Raw genomic sequence first — 19,069 nt, forward strand, 5'->3', positions numbered from 1 at the left:
CACTTGTCTTTTCCCCCGATGACGGGGGTTTTTCTTTTTTCAAGGAAATCCGTTTCCCTCTTTTCTTCATAACGGGGCAGGAGGAGTGAAACATTGTCCGTGGCAACGCATAAATATATACCATCTTTCGGGCTATCCCTTTTCCCCTTGGATCATGGAACCGGGGGAGGCATATGTTGAGAATAGCTGATTTTGATGACGTACGGGAAGGAAGCGGTGCTGAAGGAGAGGAGGCTTCTATGGACATCCTGAAGCGTATAGCGGAGCACCGGGAAAGGGAACATCAGTTGAAATGGGAAGGGACGTTTGCCGAGTATCTGGATATTGTTCGAGAGCGTCCATATATTGCGCAAACTGCGCATGCCAGGGTGTACAACATGATTGCCAGTCAAGGTGTGGAGACGGACGATACAGGGAACAAATCCTACCTGTTTTTCAGTCGCGAACTCTTCGGTTTGGACCGTGCCATCGAACGTCTGGTGGAGGAGTATTTTCATTCTGCCGCCAAACGGCTGGAAGTTCGCAAGCGGATTTTGTTGCTCATGGGACCGGTCAGCGGTGGGAAATCCACCATTGTCGCCATGCTGAAAAAAGGGCTGGAACAATATTCGCGCACGGACGAAGGCGCGGTGTATGCCATCAAAGGATGTCCGATGCACGAGGAACCCTTGCATTTGGTTCCGCCTGCGCTTCGTTCCAATGTGGAGGAAGAGCTCGGCGTACGAATCGAAGGAAATTTGTGTCCGGCTTGCCGGTTGCGCCTACAGGAGGAGTATGGGGGCAGGGTGGAAGACGTCATGGTGGAGAGGGTGCTGTTATCCGAAGACGACCGCGTGGGGATTGGAACATTCAGTCCGTCCGACCCCAAATCACAGGATATTGCCGATCTCACCGGGAGCATCGATTTTGCCACCATCACCGAATACGGGTCGGAGTCCGATCCGCGCGCCTATCGGTTTGATGGAGAATTGAACAAGGCCAACCGTGGGCTGATGGAATTTCAGGAAATGCTCAAGTGTGATGAGAAGTTTTTGTGGAATCTGTTGTCCCTGACACAGGAAGGCAATTTCAAGGCGGGGCGTTTCGCCCTCATATCCGCTGATGAACTGATCGTTGCTCATACCAATGAATCGGAGTATCAAGCGTTTATCAGCAACAAGAAAAATGAGGCGTTGCAATCCCGGATCATCGTCATGCCGATCCCGTACAACCTTCGGGTATCGGATGAGGAAAAAATCTATCAAAAACTGATCCGCCAGAGTGATTTGGCTCATGTTCACATCGCGCCTCATGCCTTGCGTGCCGCCGCCATCTTCTCCATTTTGACACGGCTGAAGGAATCCAAAAAGCAAGGGATGGATCTCCTGAAGAAAATGCGGCTGTACGACGGGGAGTCGGTGGAGGGATTCAAAGTTTCCGACTTGGAAGAACTGCACAACGAACACCTGGACGAAGGGATGGAAGGCATCGATCCGCGTTATGTGATCAATCGCATTTCCAGTGCCCTGATCCGCAGCGACGCACCCTGTATCAACGCGTTGGATGTCCTGCGTGCGTTGAAGGAAGGATTGGATCAGCATCCGTCAATTACTCGGGATCAGCGCGAACGATATCTGAATTTTATTTCCATTGCGCGCAAAGAGTATGATGAACTGTCCAAAAAAGAAGTGCAAAAAGCGTTTGTCTACTCCTATGAGGAATCGGCGAAAACGTTGCTGGACAACTATCTGGACAACGTGGAGGCATACTGCAACTGGACCAAGATCCGCGATCCGATCACCGGTGAGGAACTAGATCCGGACGAGAAGCTGATGCGCTCGATCGAGGAGCAGATCGGCATCTCCGAGAATGCGAAAAAGGCGTTCCGGGAAGAGATCCTCATCCGCATCTCGGCCTATGCCCGCAAAGGTAAAAAATTCGACTACAACAGCCATGATCGTTTACGTGAAGCGATCCAGAAAAAGTTGTTTACCGACTTAAAGGACGTGGTCAAAATTACCACCTCCACCAAAACACCGGATGAGAATCAATTGAAGAAAATCAACGAAGTAACGGCTCGCTTGATTGATGATTACGGCTATTGTCCGGTATGCGCAAATGAATTGCTCCGTTATGTGGGCAGTCTCTTGAATCGTTGACGTCCCCGCCAAACCGTCAGGAGGGGAGGTGAATCGGACAGTGCAACATCCCCTTTTCATCGTGTCGGAGGAGGATTGGTCCCTGCACCGCAAGGGGTACCAGGATCAGCTGCGGCACCAGGAGAAAGTGAAGGAAGCGATCCGAAAGAACCTGCCCGATCTCATCACTGAAGAAAGCATTATTATGTCCGACGGCAAACAAGTGGTGAAAGTGCCGATCCGCTCGATGGAGGAATATCGGTTTCGGTACAATCACAACAAAAGCAAACATGTCGGCCAGGGGGACGGCAAAAGTCAGGTAGGCGACGTCATCGGCCGTGAATCGCAGCAGCAACCAGGGCCGGGCAAAGGGCAAGGAGCAGGCGATAAAGCCGGAGCGGATTATTATGAAGCAGAAATATCGGTGGAGGAATTGGAGGAAATCCTGTTTGGTGAAATGGAACTCCCCCGTTTGAAGCAAAAGGATCAGCATGAAATCACCACCCAGGACATCCGGTTCAATGATGTCCGCAAAAAAGGTCTGATGGGCAACATTGACAAAAAGCGTACCATCCTGGAAGCGATCAAACGAAACGCACTCCGGGGTCACCGTCGGCCGAAAGGAATCTCCGTCGATGACTTACGCTTTAAAACCTGGGAAGAAATCGTGATTCCCCATTCCAACGCCGTCGTACTGGCGATGATGGACACATCGGGAAGTATGGGAATATTCGAAAAATATATTGCCCGCAGTTTCTTTTTCTGGATGGTTCGATTCCTCCGCACCAAATACGAAAAAGTAGAGATCGTCTTCATCGCTCACCATACCGAAGCGAAGGAAGTGAGTGAAGATCACTTTTTCACCAAAGGGGAAAGCGGCGGCACGATCTGCTCTTCCGCCTACCGGCTCGCACTGGAGATCATCGACAAGCGGTATCCCCCCAGCCGGTACAACATTTATCCGTTCCATTTCTCGGACGGCGACAACCTCACATCGGACAATGAACGTTGTATCAAGCTGGTGCGGGAACTAATGAAACGCGTGAATCTGTTCGGCTACGGTGAGGTGAACCAGTACAACCGGCATTCCACCCTGATGACCGCCTTTCGCAATTTCGCCGATCCCAAGTTTATGCACTATATTATCAGGGAGAAAGGCCAAGTGTACGATGCATTGAAGCATTTTTTTGCCAAGAAAGAGAAGAGATAACGATCGATCCAATTACGGCATTCATGCGCATCACAGTATGAATGTCGTTTTTTTTATTGTTTGTTTTCAGCGTATATTCAGCTATGGCCCAATCAATGTTCAGTTCACCTTCATCGGCAATTCAGCTAAAGGGAGTATGATGACAAAAGTAAGAAGCCATCAGGACAAGGGAGTGTCTGGCCATTCCGTAAGGGAGCCGGGAAAACAATGTGGACAGTATTCACCAGACATACCCTGGGAAACAAAATGAAGGAGTAAAACGATGACGGTGGAGACGAAACAGGGGCGGCGTATCGATTGGATCCTGATTGGAACTTCCTTATTGGCCGCTTTTTTGAATATTTTCGGAATATGGAATGATCCATATGCCAATTCCTGATATAAAGGAGAGATTGGTTAGAAGTGACGGAGTGGAGGATTGTCCGATTCCATGGCTATACCGTGAAGGCAGATCCGGATACCACACACAAATTGATTCGGGAATTGCCGAATATCGGAGAAAAAGAACACTGCAACTGTCAGGGTTGTAGCAATTATGCTTTAGCTACCGAACACTTTCCGTTTGAGGTAAAGAAGTTGTTTGCTTTATTGGGAATGGACCCGGTAAAGGAAGGACATGTAACCCGTTATTTCCGTGCAGAGAACGGGCTCACAGGGGAAATCCTCGAACAACCATCTGAGTGGCCAGTGAAAGTTTACTACAAAAATGAAACAGACCACTTTTTGCTAACGCTGACCCAAGTGTTGCCAAACAGTCACATCCCCACACATCTCCCCTTCCCGGAACCCTGGATGGAATTGTATATCGAAGCCTATCTGCCTTGGTTGTTAGAAGAGGAATACGAGGACTGGACTTTAGAAAAAGAGGAGGCTGACCCTTCCGACGCGTAATTTTGTTTACCTGCTGATCAAAAGTGGGTCAAGCACAATTGCCTCAATCACATAATTTCTTATGAGCCCAAATAATTGATAAGTCGCTTGTTTGGGCTATTTTTCATTATCCAAACTTCATATGAAGTAATGTAAACTAATCATGTAGAATAATGGATAAATAGAAAATAGACAGAAAAGGGGAGTGTAGATGACGCTGCAAAATCCATTGTGGTTGTTTGTAATCGCATCGGCCATTTGCGTGGTGGGAATCTTTTTCTCTTTTAAGCAAATGGTCTCCAACATTGTTTCCTCGGAATATTCGCAAGAACTGTTTGCTAAGGAGTTTGAACGTTTTATCGTTAGATTGGCGGCTATCGAGGCTGTTCCGGTTCTTCTCATCGCCTTTGGTATCTTACAGATTTTTGGCTCATTCCAAATCATTGACCATCCTGTTGTCGAACCTGTCGTCCCCTTAATTGTTACGCTTCTAATCATGGCTTTTGGTGCGGTAAACATTTTTCTGACCCGGATGCAAATCCAACAAGATCCTCATTTGACCGATTCTGCGAAGCGATATGTTGCGAACCAGTCCATCATCGTTTTGGCTCTTGTTAACGCGCTTCCGCTCATTTCCTTGGTTTTTTGTATGATGGTCCTGACAGGTTCCGTATAAAGCTCTCTTCTTTTTGATTGTGTGGAGCCCCTCACTAAACGAAGGGCTCTTTTCATACTTCTAAAACGATTAGGAGATTCAAGGGACATCCAATAGTTTGTATGGAGACCATAAAACACCTGGCGAGAGACGCCCGGTGATGGACAAAACCGGTTGCAGATTTGTGAATGAATCATTCGCTTCCCGGCGTCCGACGGCAACTTGTTCCATCCTAGCGCATATAGATGTACCACACGAAGATGAATGGAAAGGATGTCCGGGGATGATGAGTGAAGAGTTGAAGGCGTTGGAACGGGCAATCGATGAGATCACTGAAATCGCGAAAGGATTCGGTTTGGACTTTTATCCCATGCGATACGAGATTTGTCCGGCGGACATCATTTACACATTTGGCGCCTACGGCATGCCGACACGTTTTTCCCACTGGAGTTTCGGCAAGTCGTTTCATCGGATGAAGTTGCAGTACGATTTCAATCTCAGTCGGATTTATGAACTGGTCATCAATTCCAATCCCTGTTACGCCTTTTTGTTGAAGGGAAACTCCTTGATCCAGAACAAGCTCATCGTGGCCCACGTCCTGGCCCATTGCGATTTTTTCAAAAACAATGTTCGCTTCACCAATACGTCCCGCGACATGGTGGAAAGTATGGCGGCCAGCGCCGAACGAATCCGCTCGTATGAACTGCAATACGGTAAAGCAGACGTCGAGGCGTTTTTGGATCATGTACTGGCGATTCAGGAGCACATCGACCCTACACTGATTCGCCCGCCCCGTCGCAAACCGGAAGACGACGATGAGACGTCTCGACGAGGGCCATCCACCCCGTATGATGACTTGTGGAAGCTGGATGAAAAAGAAGAGGAGCAAACGGCATCCGGTGTTGCTTTCAGAAAGAAGCTCCCCCCCAAAAAAGAGAAGGACCTGCTCCTGTTCATCATGAACCACAGCCGGGTTCTGGAAGATTGGCAACAGGACATTCTCACCATTCTGCGCGAGGAGATGTTGTATTTCTGGCCTCAACTGGAAACAAAGATCATGAACGAAGGATGGGCATCGTACTGGCACATTCGAATCATGAGGGAGCTGAATCTGAATGAGGAAGAAGCCATCGAGTTTGCCAAGTTGAACGCATCCGTCATTCAACCGTCCAAAACCTCTCTTAACCCTTACTACCTGGGATTGAAAATATTTGAAGACATCGAGCGCCGCTGGGACAACCCGACCGAAGAGGAACGGGAGCGGTTCGGCCGCGTCCCGGGTCAAGGACGGGAAAAGCTGTTCGAGGTGAGGGAACTGGATTCGGACATCTCGTTCATTCGCAACTATCTGACCGAGGAGTTGGTCGAAGAGCTTGATTTGTACGTGTTTCAACGTAAGGGAAATGAATGGAAGATCACGGACAAATCGTGGGAGAACGTGCGGGATGAATTGGTCGCCAGTCGGGTGAACGGCGGATTTCCCTATATTCAGGTCAAAGACGGGGACTATTTGCAAAACGGGGAGCTGTATTTGGAGCACGTCTATGAAGGTACCGAGCTGGACGTGAAGTATTTGGAGAAAACGTTGCCTCACGTGTATCACCTGTGGGGGCGCACTGTCCATCTGGAGACGGTGATCGAGAAACGGCCTGTCATGTTCAGCTACAACGGGAAAAAATGCAGTCGGCGGTTTTTGTGAAAGGAGCGCCTTTTTTGAGAAAAAGACTGCTGACCTTTTACATTTGTCAGCAGTCTTTTTTGGGGTTTTTTATCCCGGTGCATACGTTTGAATATTCATGTGAAAGCCAACAAACCCAGCGATTTTGCGCTGGGTTTGTGCCTTACCGAGTACATAGCACTTGGTATTTTATCAACGTGTTAGGTTCACCATTCAAATGTTCCGTAATCTTCATCTGATTCATCAGTTTGGGAAGGTTCATCTTGTGTCGCATCGGTCTCTGTCGATTCCCCCTCAGTAATTCCTTTTTCCTGATCAGGGGTTTTCGTTTCCACATCAGATGCAGCAGAGATGTCTTCTACCGACAGTTGGTCATTTGTTGAGTAGGACTGGTTCGAGTTGGTGACAGGAAGGTCATCCGTTTCAGGTGGGGTATCATGTGTCACATCCTCCGAGACTTTCGATTGGGAAGGTGTTTGACTGATCATGGCGATGATCTCGGATTCCTTCGATCCCTCCAAAGAGTTTCTATCGGATTGGGGTATCTTCGATAAAGCGGTAGAGGAGGTGGGGAGGGTGGCGATCCAGAAGAAAAATCCTTGCACCAATTGGTGATCTTCCCAATTTCGCTGCACGTGGATGGTAAACGCTTGCCGGGATCGGCTGACCAGACTGGCTGTGCAGTAAGGATGGTTCGTCATGGCGACAACGATGTATTCGTCTGTCTCCAAGGCGGGAGTGACGGGAACTTCAATCAATACCGCATCTTTTCCCTCGTGAAGGGTGAACCCCTGTATGCCTGCCCGAAGATTGTTGCCTCCAAACATGAGAGACGGATCGAATGCCAGCTTTTCCACACCAATCGAGTGATCGGCCAAGTGATCCTGTCCAATGGCCCCTGCTTGGATATGCTGGGACTGGATGGTATCTGGTGCGAGATGGTGGGAACAGATAGCTTGCTCCTGGATGTGGGCATCGGAGACGGAGTCAGGTGTGAGATGTTCGGGAACAACGGCCTGCGGTGCGATTTTGGCTGTAGTGACGGCCTGATCGGCGAGGTGATCCCGCCCGACGGTTCCTGCTTGAATGTGATGGGATTGGATGGTATCTGGTGCGAGATGGTGGGAACTGATAGCTTGCTCCTGGATGTGGGCATCGGAGACGGAGTCAGGTGTGAGATGTTCGGAAACAACGGCCTGCGGTGCGATTTTGGCAGTGTCGACGGATTGTTCGGCGAGGTGATCCCGCCCGACGGTTCCTGCTTGAATGTGATGGGACTGGATGGTATCTGGTGCGAGATGGCGTGTATTGACAGCTTGCTCCTGGATGTGGGCATCGGAGACGGAGTCAGGTGCGAGATGTTCGGAAATAACGGCCTGCGGTGCGATTTTGGCAGTGTCGACGGATTGTTCGGCGAGGTGATCCCGCCCGACGGTTCCTGCCTGAATGTGATGGGACTGGACAGTATCTGGTGCGAGATGGCGTGTATTGACAGCTTGCTCCTGGATGTGGGCATCGGAGACGGAGTCAGGTGTGAGATGTTCGGAAACAACGGCCTGCGGTGCGATTTTGGCAGTGTCGACGGATTGTTCGGCGAGGTGATCCCGCCCGACGGTTCCGGTTTGAATGTGATGGGACTGGATGGTATCTGGTGCGAGATGGCGTGTATTGACAGCTTGCTCCTGGATGTGGGCATCGGAGACGGAGTCAGGAGCGAGATGTTCGGGAACAACGGCCTGCGGTGCGATTTTGGCTGTAGTGACGGCCTGATCGGCGAGGTGATCCCGCCCGACGGTTCCGGTTTGAATGTGATGGGACTGGACAGTATCTGGTGCGAGATGGCGTGTATTGACAGCTTGCTCCTGGATGTGGGCATCGGAGACGGAGTCAGGAGCGAGATGTTCGGAAACAACGGCCTGCGGTACGATTTTGGCAGTGTCGACGGATTGTTCGGCGAGGTGATCCCGATCGATGGTTCCTGCTTGAATGTGATGGGATTGGACAGTATCTGGTGCGAGATGGTGTGTACTGACAGCTTGCTCCTGGATGTGAGAACCGGAGATGGATTCGGGAGCGAGATGTTCGGAAACAACAGCTTGTGATGCGATTTTGGCGGTAGCGACGGCATGATCGGCGAGGTGACTCCGTCCTATCGCCCCGGCTTGGATGTGATGGGATTGGACGATATCGGGTGCGAGATGGCGAGCGCCAACAACTTGGTTCTGGATATGGGAACCGGAGATGGATTCGGGAGCGAGATGTTCGGAAACAACGGCTTGTGATGCGATTTTGGCTGTAGTGACGGCATGATCGGCGAGGTGATCCCGCCCGACGGCCCCGGCTTGGATGTGAAGGGATTGAATGGTATCTGGTGTGAGATGGTGGGAACTGATAGCTTGCTCCTGGATGTGGGAAGCGGAGATGGAGTCAGGAGCGAGATGTTCGGGAACAACGGCCTGCGGTGCGATTTTGGCAGTGTCGACGGATTGTTCAGCGAGGTGATCCCGCCCGACGGCCTCTGCTTGGATATGCTGGGACTGGATGGTATCTGGTGCAAGATGGTGGGAACTGATAGCTTGCTCCTGGATGTGGGAACCGGAGATGGATTCGGGAGCGAGATGTTCGGAAACAACGGCTTGTGATGCGATTTTGGCTGTAGTGACGGCATGATCGGCGAGGTGATCCCGCCCGACGGCCCCGGCTTGGATGTGAAGGGATTGAATGGTATCTGGTGTGAGATGGTGGGAACTGATAGCTTGCTCCTGGATGTGGGAAGCGGAGATGGAGTCAGGAGCGAGATGTTCGGGAACAACGGCCTGCGGTGCGATTTTGGCAGTGTCGACGGATTGTTCAGCGAGGTGATCCCGCCCGACGGCCTCTGCTTGGATATGCTGGGACTGGATGGTATCTGGTGCAAGATGGTGGGAACTGATAGCTTGCTCCTGGATGTGGGAAGCGGAGACGGAGTCAGGAGCGAGATGTTCGGGAACAACGGCCTGCGGTGCGATTTTGGCAGTGTCGACGGATTGTTCGGCGAGGTGATCCCGCCCGACGGCCCCTGCTTGGATATGCTGGGACTGGATGGTATCTGGTGCGAGATGGCGTGTATTGACAGCTTGATTCTGGATGTGGGAATCGGAGACGGAGTCAGGAGCGAGATGTTCGGAAACAACGGCCTGCGGTACGATTTTGGCAGTGTCGACGGATTGTTCGGCGAGGTGATCCCGATCGACGGCCTCTGCTTGGATATGCTGGGACTGGATGGTATCTGGTGCAAGATGGTGGGAACTGATAGCTTGCTCCTGGATGTGGGAAGCGGAGACGGAGTCAGGAGCGAGATGTTCGGAAACAACGGCCTGCGGTACGATTTTGGTAGTGTCGACGGATTGTTCGGCGAGGTGATCCCGACCGACGGCCTCTGCTTGGATATGCTGGGACTGGATGGTATCTGGTGCGAGATGGCGTGTATTGACAGCTTGGTCCTGGATGTGGGCATCGGAGACGGAGTCAGGAGCGAGATGTTCGGAAACAACGGCCTGCGGTACGATTTTGGCAGTGTCGACGGATTGTTCGGCGAGGTGATCCCGACCGACGGCCCCTGCTTGGATATGCTGGGACTGGATGGTATCTGGTGCGAGATGGCGTGTATTGACAGCTTGGTCCTGGATGTGGGCATCGGAGACGGAGTCAGGAGCGAGATGTTCGGAAACAACGGCCTGCGGTACGATTTTGGCAGTGTCGACGGATTGTTCGGCGAGGTGATCCCGACCGACGGCCCCTGCTTGGATATGCTGGGACTGGATGGTATCTGGTGCGAGATGGCGTGTATTGACAGCTTGATTCTGGATGTGGGAATCGGAGACGGAGTCAGGAGCGAGATGTTCGGAAACAACGGCTTTCGGTGCGATTTTGGCAGTATCGACGGATTGTTTAGCGAGGTGATCCCGCCCGACGGCCCTTGCTTGGATATGCTGGGACTGGATGGTATCTGGTGCGAGATGGCGTGTATTGACAGCTTGGTCCTGGATGTGGGAATCGGAGACGGAGTCGGGTGTGAGATGTTCGGAAACAACGGCTTTCGGTGCGATTTTGGCAGTGTCGACGGATTGTTTAGCGAGGTGACCCCGCCCGACGGCCCCTGCTTGGATATGCTGGGACTGGATGGTATCTGGTGCGAGATGGCGCGTATTGACAGCTTGATTCTGGATGTGGGAATCGGAGACGGAATCAGGTGCGAGATGTTCGGAAACAACGGCCTGTGGTGCGATTTTGCGAGAAATAACGGCACCGTCAGCCAATTTGTTGCTGTTGATGGCATAATCGATCAGTTTGTCAGTGGAGATGGATTCCGGGGACAACTTGGATGTAGTGATTGAATGATCCGCAATTTTCACTCCAGTGACGGCATTTTCGGCAAGATGTTGTTCCTGCACGATCCCTTCCTGGAGATGGTCGGACTCAATCGCTCGACGGTTAAGATGTTTCGAATGAATGCTTTGTTTTTGAATGTGGTGACTTTGTATGGCCTGATCGTCCACCATATCGGACTGAATGGAACGAGGTGCGATTTTGGATTGGGTTACAGCGTTGTCGGCCAAATGATAATTGTGAATGGCACCTAGCTGCACATGTTCGTTGGTGACGGTTTTCCGTTGTAAATGCTCTGTGGCAATCGAACCGGGCGCGATTTTGGACCGGGTCACGGCACGCTCCGACAGGTGGGATTCGGTAACGACGTTTTCTGACAGATGTTTACTGGTGATGGCTTGATCGATAATCGCTTCGCTGTAAACGGCATCGGGCGCGATTTTGGAAGCCGTCACGGAAAAGTTGGCCAAATGATCGGTTTTCACCGCTTGAGGAGTTAAATGATAATCGTGAATGGAAGAAGCAGCCAATTTATCGGCGTGAATCACTTCATCATCCAGTTTGTCTGCAGTGACGCTCTTATCTTGCAGTTTGGAGTTTGAAACGGATTGATCTGCCAGTTTGGCGTTAGTGATGCACTCGTTGACCAACTGTCGCGAATCGATCGAGCCACTTTTGATTTTATTTCCAGTAATGGATTCATCAGCCAGATGGTCGGTTTCCACATGGCCCTTGACCAAGTGTTTGGAAGTGATGGATTGCTCTTTGAGTTTTCTGCCGTCAATACTGCGATCAGCCAGCTTATCTCCCGTGACGCTGTTTTCCTTTATGTGATCGGCATGAATCGCTTCCTTTCGGATTTTATCGCTGGTAATGGCATCCACCGCAAGGTGATGCTCCTTGATTGTACCGGAAGCAATTTTCTGACCAATGACAGCTCCGTTGGCGATCTTGGCCGTGTTAACCGCGCCGTCCACCAAGTGATCTTCCTTGATGGACTGGTTTTGCAGTTTAGAACCGTCAATCGCGCGCAGTGCAATTTTTTCCGCAGTGACAGCGCCGTCGGTAAGATCATCCGTGTAGATGAAGGCTTTGGTCGGCTGGGAAAGTTGGCGTTGCTTTTTTTGTTGTTGGACCGTTTGTTTCGCTGTGGGCAATACGCCGTCGGAAGACGGCGACTCCATCGGCTTTTTGTCCATTTCCTTTGTTTTCCTTATTTCTTCCTGTTCTTGTTTTATAATTTCCTCCAACACCTCCTCGTCAGCAAGTTCGCTGAATGTTCTCGATGGAAAAATCGGTTCCCCTTCCAACATACGAGACTGGATTTTTTTGTTGGAGAGGCTTTTGGATCTCTTTTTTCTCACTCGTCTCTCCATCCTTTCGCATATAGAGTCAGTCGTCTATAGGTATATTCATCAGGGGTGAATGTGGAAACCGTTGAACTGAAAAATGGGTGGTAACAAACGGTTTAAATTGAAGATATAGGATTAATATTGGATTATTATACAAATATTTGCTTTCATTAGGCGTGAATGGAGTATATTACATAAAACTAGCGTGGGCATTTATGTTACCATAGACAAGGATTTTGGGATCATCCTGAAATCTAGAAAAAAGGGAGTAGGAGAAAAGGAGGATGTCATGCGTTTTCAACGAGTGTTAAAAAAGTCGTTGCTGTTGGTGACTGCAACGTTGGTAACGGTTGTGGCATTGCCCGTTGGGATCGGTCATGCCGCACCGCAACAGGTTACGGTGACACCGTCCAACGCAAATGCATACAGCATGGTCCAAAAAATATTCCTTCAATATGGAAACGATGGAATATTCACTCATAATAATGCTCAGAAACAAGCGATTGCTCAGCGTCAAACCGTTCCACAAAACAACAAACCAGCTCAAGCGAATCAAACCGAGTCGACTGCTTCCCTGGCTGACCGGATTATCCAAACTGGGGAAAAATACCTGGGGACTCCCTACAAATATGGAGCACCGTCCGGCCAGACTCGATACTTTGACTGCTCGTTGTTTGTACAAACGGTTTTCAAAGAGAACGGTATCAAACTTCCCCGTTCTAGCAGAGAGCAAGCGCGGATGGGTACGTATGTGCCACGGGGCCAACTGCAAAAAGGGGATCTCGTGTTCTTCACGGCTGGCCGTTCGGACGGGCAGATCGGTCACGTGGGAATTTACGCAGGCAACAACAAAATTCTGCACACGTACGGACCGGGTGGGGTGCGTTACGACAGCATGAGTACCCCCTGGTTGGACAAGACGTATGTCACGGCACGCCGCGTGATCCGATAAGAAGCGGACAAGCCCTTTGTTCCCAGAACAAAGGGCTTTTGTTGTGGATGCGTTTTATCGAAGTCGGATCACCCCGTCACTTCCGAGGGGTCCCAATCGCCGCCTGCCAGCCACAAGGTCGGCTTGCCCGTGGGGCCGAGGAACAGACGAAACGCCACCAATCCGGAGGAGAAGCACAATTTGAGGCTGGGGGTGTTATCACAGGCAACGCGGGTATATACTTTCCCCAGATCGTCGATTGCGTGACCAAGTAGGGCTTCCCCGATCCCCTTTTTTCGAAAGGCGGGATGTACGGCGATCATCGATTCGTCCAGCCCGTAACGCCCAAAGACGATGATGCCGATGGCCTGTTTGTTTTCAAAAGCAATGGAGACAAGTGTGCCTTCCGGATATTGTTCGCCCGATAGTTGTTGAAGCCAGCGAAGCGCTTTGTGCGTGATTCGTTTTTCTCCGTATTTCCGGAAAAAAGAGAGGATTTTGAGGCGGTGTCGAGATAATTGCCGGGGTGTGAGTATTTGTATATGCACGGCGGTCATGCCTCCTTACTTTGCTTGAATCCGCTGAGATAGAGACAATAATGGATCAATCGAGCCAAGGACAGGTGCCGAATGTCCGGTTCGTCGAATTTCATTGGTTTGGCATTGGCTTCGAAGAACCATAACCGCCCGTTTGGTTCGATCCCCAGATCCATCGACATTTCCCCCAGGTTGCATCGTTTTTCCGCCTCGATGTGGCGGGCGATCTTGAGTGCTGTCCGCTCGATCTCCTCACGGATCTCGGCCTGGCGCTCCCGAAATACGTTCCTTAAAACTTCATGAGCGGGTGCGATGGATCCACCCATGGGAACATGCGTGGAAATGGCCTCTAATCCGGCAACGCGAATGCCCAGGCCAGTGACTTGCCAGCATCCGGCTCCGTCTTTTTGCAACAACAGTCGCAGGTCAAATGGACTGTTGTGGTAGGTAGCCAAGGGAATGCCCTGTTGCAGGATGTATTTTCTTTGTTTCGTCAAGCTCTCCAGCAATCGCCGCAATGACCTGAAGTGAGTTTCATGGTATCGTTTCTTGCCATTTTTCGATTGTTGGATCACTTCATAACCTTTCGGCTCGCGAATGATACGGATCATATCCAACCCTGCCTTGCCGTCGACTGGTTTCAAAAACAGGATGGGATGGCGCCGAAATAAATGACGGCATTCGGTTCCGTTGCCCCATTGAACCGTTTCGGGCAGATAGAGTTGAGTCTTTTCGGATTTCATCAGGTATTCATACAACGTCCATTTATCGAAGAAACCGGGGTTAAACAGTTGAATCCCGGGCGTCTCCAAGAAGAATTGAATCGCGTCCTGCTCTTCATGACGTTGTTCCGAAAGGCGGTCGGGGATGCGGTTGTATACAATGTTGGGCATGGGCATGGTAGCCGGAATCCAGTGTGTTTTCTCCCCGTGATCGTCCAACAGAAAGCACCGTACGGAGGAAGCGTGGGGATGGATGCCGTGGGGGGTAACGACGAAAACAGTCACACCGATCTTGCGCCCCATCCGAATAATGTCAATAAAATTGCGCTTGTTTCCCCGAAAGCCGCGATTCCCACCGGAGGTGAGGATGGCGACGAACGGTCCGGCTCTGTATTCGTTACGGCTGGTGGGCATCACCCAGGCGGGTGTGTATCGAGTGTTGCTACTGTCGGTTCTTCTCTGTACGACGGGAATTTTGGTTTTCCAGCGCGATCCCAAAACAACCGACAATTGTTCGGGCAACGGTTTCGGCGAGTACCGCGGATGAGGGATGAACGCAACGGGGATGGTCGCATTTTGCCATGCCAACCAACCAGCATTCGCTAACGCCACCGATCAACATCCTCTCTCACACAAAATTGGCGAGTCTCAGGCTGTATTCTGTGATGTACCGGGCCGATTTGCGGCCGGCATCACGTAGGTCGGGGTGGAGAAAAATGTGGCGTCCCGGCTTGGCGTTGACCTCAAACAGCCATATTTGATGATTTCGATCGACGCCGATATCCAGTCCCAACTCGCCGAGGGGACCGTCAATTTGCTTTTCCAATACTTGAGCGATGCGAATGGAGGCTTCGTGGATCTCTTCTTTGACAAATTGCTCCTGATCACCGAATATCTTTTGCATCAGCGTGGAGGTGGAAAGCAACTGACCACCGGTTCGCACATGGGTGGTTACACTGCCGAAACCCGCCACTTTGGTGCCGATTGCAACCACCTGCCATTGACCGGATTTGTCTTTGTTCATATGCACGCGAAAGTCGACCGGACGATCTTCGTACTTGATCAACCGAATGCCTTGTTGCACCAGATAACGTTCAAAACGGTGCAATTGCTTGCCGAAATAATATAAGATCAGCTTATCGAGTGAATGAAAACGGTGCAGGATATTTTTGTCCCCTTCGCGGAACCGGCAGTAATATCCGTTTGTCGGATGCCAGGTGATACGAAAGATACCGAGGCCCAGGCTGCCTCCGCTGGGCTTGAGATAGACCATTTGGTGTCGATTCAGCATTTCCTGGATTTTATCGATGGATGGGCAAAGAACGGATTCAGGGATGAATTGAGCGGTTAGCGGATGATTGTGGAGCAATTCGTGAATGGACCATTTGTTGAAAAATCCTTGGTTGAAAACACGGCAAACGGTCAATGATTTCAACCGGGTAAGACATTGTTGGACGTGAGGCAATGATTCGGATTTGCGATTGGGTACGCGTTCATAAATCACATCGGGGAAAGGGGCTGTTAGTCGTTCCCAGTGAAAAGGCCCCATCTTGTCTTTTCGGAGGAACCAACCGCTGATCACGCCGCGCTGCCAATCGATCATTTCCGGAGTGAAAACATAGAAGTACGGTTTTTCATCCTGTCCGGCGACGAGGAAGTTGCGGAACAGTTGTGATCGGTTGCCGAACGGTGAAGCGGTGGAGCCAGTATAACCGGTTGTCAGTATGGCAAGAACCGGTCCAATTTTGATGCACCGATTTTGGAAAGTGACCCGTACCTCGCCGAAGTACGGAATACTGAGTTGTCGGGCGGTTGCAACCGGAAGATAAATGATCGGTTCACGCCGCCTAATGCTGATCACCTGTGTGATCAGCATTTTGTTTCCCAAAGAAATTTTGACGGATTGCCCGTTTTTGCATCCCCATTTTTCCATCAGCGGTTGTGTGAGGATGACGGCTTTGGTTGGGGCATTGGACAAAGGAAGAATGCGGCAGATAATTGAACTCATCGTGACCCTCCTACTTGCCCGTCCAACAGAGCCCGGGCATATCGCATCGGTAACTCAATGGAACGACGTCGGATTTCTTTCTCACCGGTCAGCAGGAATACGCTGCGTCCAGGCTTGGAATTGACCTCCAACAGCCAAACACGGCCCTGGGGATCGACACCGACGTCCAAGCCCACTTCCACCATGCGACCGTGTCGCGCCTCGATCTGCATCGGCACTTGAGTAGACAACCATTCCAGCCTCTCCAGGATATGTGTTCGAAGTTCCGGTTCGTATTGGCGGGAGAAAAACCATTCGGCCTTAACAGCTTTCCCTCCCCCATGAAGATTGGACGTCAGTGTTTGCGGTTTGCCTACGCGAACAGCCATGCCCGTTCGGACCCAATCTCCTCTTTCACTTTTTTGTATCAGGATCCGAACGTCGAACGGTCGGCCATCTGTGGTACACAGCGGCAGATACGGTTGAACTACGTAACGGGTGCCTTGAGTGAATTGGGATATCCACTGCTCCATTTGGGAACGGTTGACCAAACGGTCATCAAACGTTCGATTGCCGCGTGTGCGCCCGTGTACGCGAATGCCGTCTTTTCCGGGAAGGATGGCCGCTACTCCTTGACCGTGACTGCCGCCATTGGGTTTGATCACCGCGGAACGGTAGCGCCCTAGGATCGTGTATAAATCTTGCATGGTCGTAAGACGTCGGGTTTCCGGAAGATGAGGTCGAAGATCGGGATCTTTGGCCAGAAACAGATAGGTTTGCCATTTTCCGCCCAGCGGCCGCCCCAAAAGGCGGATCTGGGGATCGGTTGCCAGCCTGTTGACGTAGGGTTTGTAGTCCAGATAGTGACGAGCGTTGGTATAGTAACACCGATCGTAAATCAAGTGGGGAAGCGGGTAGATTGCAGCGATCCATTGCCCTCGTCGAGTAGAATAGTGCCATGCTGAAACCGAACGCCGTGCCCAGTTGACGTCTTTGGGGCAAAAGACGATCACCCGGATTCCGACCTGCTGACCTTCCCGCGTCAATTGTTTGAAATAGGCGGTTTCATGAAAAGGCGGGGTTCCGCGCGTTTTACAAACGGTGATCCCCAGGGTGGGCGTTTTGTCATGATCACCGCTCATCGGGCTTTCCTCCTGACAGGTTTGGTTTGCGGTGTATGTTTCATATTGCGGCGCTTCTTGGCGGCAGGAACTAAACCGCAGAGGTGGCAAGTGTAATCAATCAGCCGGGAGACGGACGGCCGTGTGGTCAGAGTGGGATTTGTCACTGTATCGTCCGTTTTGGACGGTTTGGAATTGATCTCCAGTAACCACAGTTTTCCCTGAATATCCAATGCCAGGTCGATTCCCAGTTCTGCGTAGTGACCGTCGGCCAACTGCTCGAATGTCTGGGCGATCTGTATGGCTTTGGCGCGAAGCTGGGCGGGAGTCGGCTTATTGGGAACCTGCAGGCTCAGCAGCACTTCTCCCGCTTTGCGTAACGTTCCGCCCCGAGCGAGATTGGATACGATGTCCTGATCATTGGCGACGCGTCCCACCGTGGACGTGACCGCCCATTCGCCGCGAATGTTCTTTTGCACCAAGACGCGGAAATCAATTGGACGCCCATTCTCTTTGACCAGCGTCAATCCTTGTTGAATGATATAGGGAGACCGTCTGATACGTCGTCGCAGGCACTTCATCGCTTCCGGGATTGAACGTACCGTTTGCGTCAGATTGCGCGTCGCAGATGTGTATTGGCACGTGATGCCTCCACCATGGTTGGTGACGCGAATAATGCCGTTTCCCAGGCTGCCATTGGTCGGCTTCAGGTACAGACAGGGGTATTTCATCAACATGATCCGCAGGATATTGGGGGAAAAAGGATAAGTTTGAGGCAACATGGTTCGAATATCCGGGTCCTGTTTTAAAATGTCGTACACTTGTTGTTTGTCCAGAAAACGCTCGTTGAAAATAGAGACATGATGCTGATGGCGCAGTTGCTGGATTTTTTGTTGCAGTTGCGGTTGCGCTTCGATGCGGCGGGATGTGATCCGGTTGTATACCACATCGGGCAGTGGAAGCAACGCCTTTTGCCACTGATTTTGCTCGTATACCCATCCCCGAACCGTTTTTTTCTCTAAAAGGATTTCTTCCGGTCGGAGGACGGCCACGACAACACCGCGATTTTTGCCGGCGAGGGTGCATTCCTCCAGGAAGCGGGTCATCGCTCCAAAAGGCTGGTCAATTTCGGTTTCCTGAACATGTTGGTTGATCAGGATGCCGAGAATAGGTCCGAATCGTAACACGCGTCCTTGCGGATCATATCGTACATGGGTGGACAGTTGTTGTGTCAGATGGAGGCGATGCGCCAGCGAAGCGCTGATGCGAATCAGAGGGCTTCGGGTTTGGGCCAATGCGACGAGACCTGTTCCGACGGCCGAACCGAAGGCGGTCCAGATGGTGTGCTGCTGGAGATGGAGCTTTCGGGCCAGATGACGGCTGATGACCATGTTCATTTGCGGGGGAAAGTATCGGTTCGGCACGATTTGAATTTGTACGCGATGTTGCCCCATGACGATCCCCTTCCGCTGTATTTGGCTAATGTATCGTATGTAGGCATGTATATGCGGGTGAAAAAAAG

At 51.1% G+C, this 19,069-nt stretch carries 12 protein-coding genes; 6 read left to right on the top strand and 6 right to left on the bottom strand.

The annotated features are described in order from the left end of the window. The first annotated feature begins 239 nt into the window (after positions 1-239). The 5 genes from KI215_RS04070 (at position 240) to KI215_RS04090 (ending at position 6,551) form a co-directional block, all read left to right on the top strand. Positions 240-2,138 carry a PrkA family serine protein kinase gene (locus KI215_RS04070; RefSeq protein WP_212775056.1) on the top strand — a complete coding sequence of 633 codons (1,899 nt, stop codon included), beginning with the start codon at positions 240-242 and terminating at the stop codon, positions 2,136-2,138. Positions 2,139-2,178: 40 nt separating this feature from the next. Then, entirely contained in the window at positions 2,179-3,327 is a 1,149-nt protein-coding gene (gene yhbH / locus KI215_RS04075) for a sporulation protein YhbH (protein ID WP_212775057.1), read from the top strand. Positions 3,328-3,729: 402 nt separating this feature from the next. Then, positions 3,730-4,218 carry a hypothetical protein gene (locus tag KI215_RS04080; RefSeq protein WP_212774302.1) on the top strand — a complete coding sequence of 163 codons (489 nt, stop codon included), beginning with the start codon at positions 3,730-3,732 and terminating at the stop codon, positions 4,216-4,218. 190 nt (positions 4,219-4,408) lie between these two features. Then, positions 4,409-4,873, top strand: coding sequence for a hypothetical protein (locus KI215_RS04085; protein WP_212774303.1), 465 nt, complete (start codon positions 4,409-4,411; stop codon positions 4,871-4,873). 262 nt (positions 4,874-5,135) lie between these two features. Continuing rightward, positions 5,136-6,551, top strand: coding sequence for a SpoVR family protein (locus KI215_RS04090; RefSeq protein ID WP_212774304.1), 1,416 nt, complete (start codon positions 5,136-5,138; stop codon positions 6,549-6,551). Positions 6,552-6,736: 185 nt separating this feature from the next. Here KI215_RS04090 and KI215_RS04095 read toward each other — a convergent pair whose 3' ends face one another. After that, positions 6,737-12,262, bottom strand: coding sequence for a WIAG-tail domain (locus tag KI215_RS04095; RefSeq protein WP_212774305.1), 5,526 nt, complete (start codon positions 12,260-12,262; stop codon positions 6,737-6,739). 277 nt (positions 12,263-12,539) lie between these two features. Here KI215_RS04095 and KI215_RS04100 point away from each other — a divergent pair, with 277 nt between their 5' ends. Further along, the gene (locus tag KI215_RS04100; protein ID WP_246512191.1) at positions 12,540-13,202 is read left to right on the top strand and encodes a C40 family peptidase; all 663 of its coding nucleotides are present in this window, start codon (positions 12,540-12,542) and stop codon (positions 13,200-13,202) included. A 68-nt stretch (positions 13,203-13,270) separates the two neighbouring features. On the opposite strand, the gene KI215_RS04105 is transcribed toward KI215_RS04100, so the two are convergent. The 5 genes from KI215_RS04105 to KI215_RS04125 are packed head-to-tail and all read right to left on the bottom strand — an operon-like array spanning position 13,271 to position 19,001. Then, on the bottom strand, positions 13,271-13,729 hold the full coding sequence (locus tag KI215_RS04105) for a GNAT family N-acetyltransferase (RefSeq protein ID WP_212774306.1): 459 nt from the start codon (positions 13,727-13,729) through the stop codon (positions 13,271-13,273). 5 nt (positions 13,730-13,734) lie between these two features. Next, the gene (locus KI215_RS04110) at positions 13,735-15,051 is read right to left on the bottom strand and encodes a YheC/YheD family endospore coat-associated protein (protein ID WP_212774307.1); all 1,317 of its coding nucleotides are present in this window, start codon (positions 15,049-15,051) and stop codon (positions 13,735-13,737) included. A 16-nt stretch (positions 15,052-15,067) separates the two neighbouring features. Then, positions 15,068-16,447: a YheC/YheD family endospore coat-associated protein gene (locus KI215_RS04115; protein WP_212774308.1), complete on the bottom strand. Its 1,380-nt coding sequence runs from the start codon at positions 16,445-16,447 to the stop codon at positions 15,068-15,070. Continuing rightward, the gene (locus tag KI215_RS04120; RefSeq protein ID WP_212774309.1) at positions 16,444-17,568 is read right to left on the bottom strand and encodes a YheC/YheD family endospore coat-associated protein; all 1,125 of its coding nucleotides are present in this window, start codon (positions 17,566-17,568) and stop codon (positions 16,444-16,446) included. The genes KI215_RS04115 and KI215_RS04120 overlap by 4 nt, the downstream gene beginning before the upstream one ends. Next, positions 17,565-19,001, bottom strand: a complete 1,437-nt coding sequence (locus KI215_RS04125) for a YheC/YheD family endospore coat-associated protein (protein ID WP_212774310.1) — start codon at positions 18,999-19,001, stop codon at positions 17,565-17,567. Before KI215_RS04125 ends, KI215_RS04120 begins: the two co-directional genes overlap by 4 nt. Positions 19,002-19,069: the final 68 nt, after the last annotated feature.

The organism is Polycladomyces abyssicola, from assembly GCF_018326425.1.
GTDB lineage: Bacteria > Bacillota > Bacilli > Thermoactinomycetales > JIR-001 > Polycladomyces > Polycladomyces abyssicola.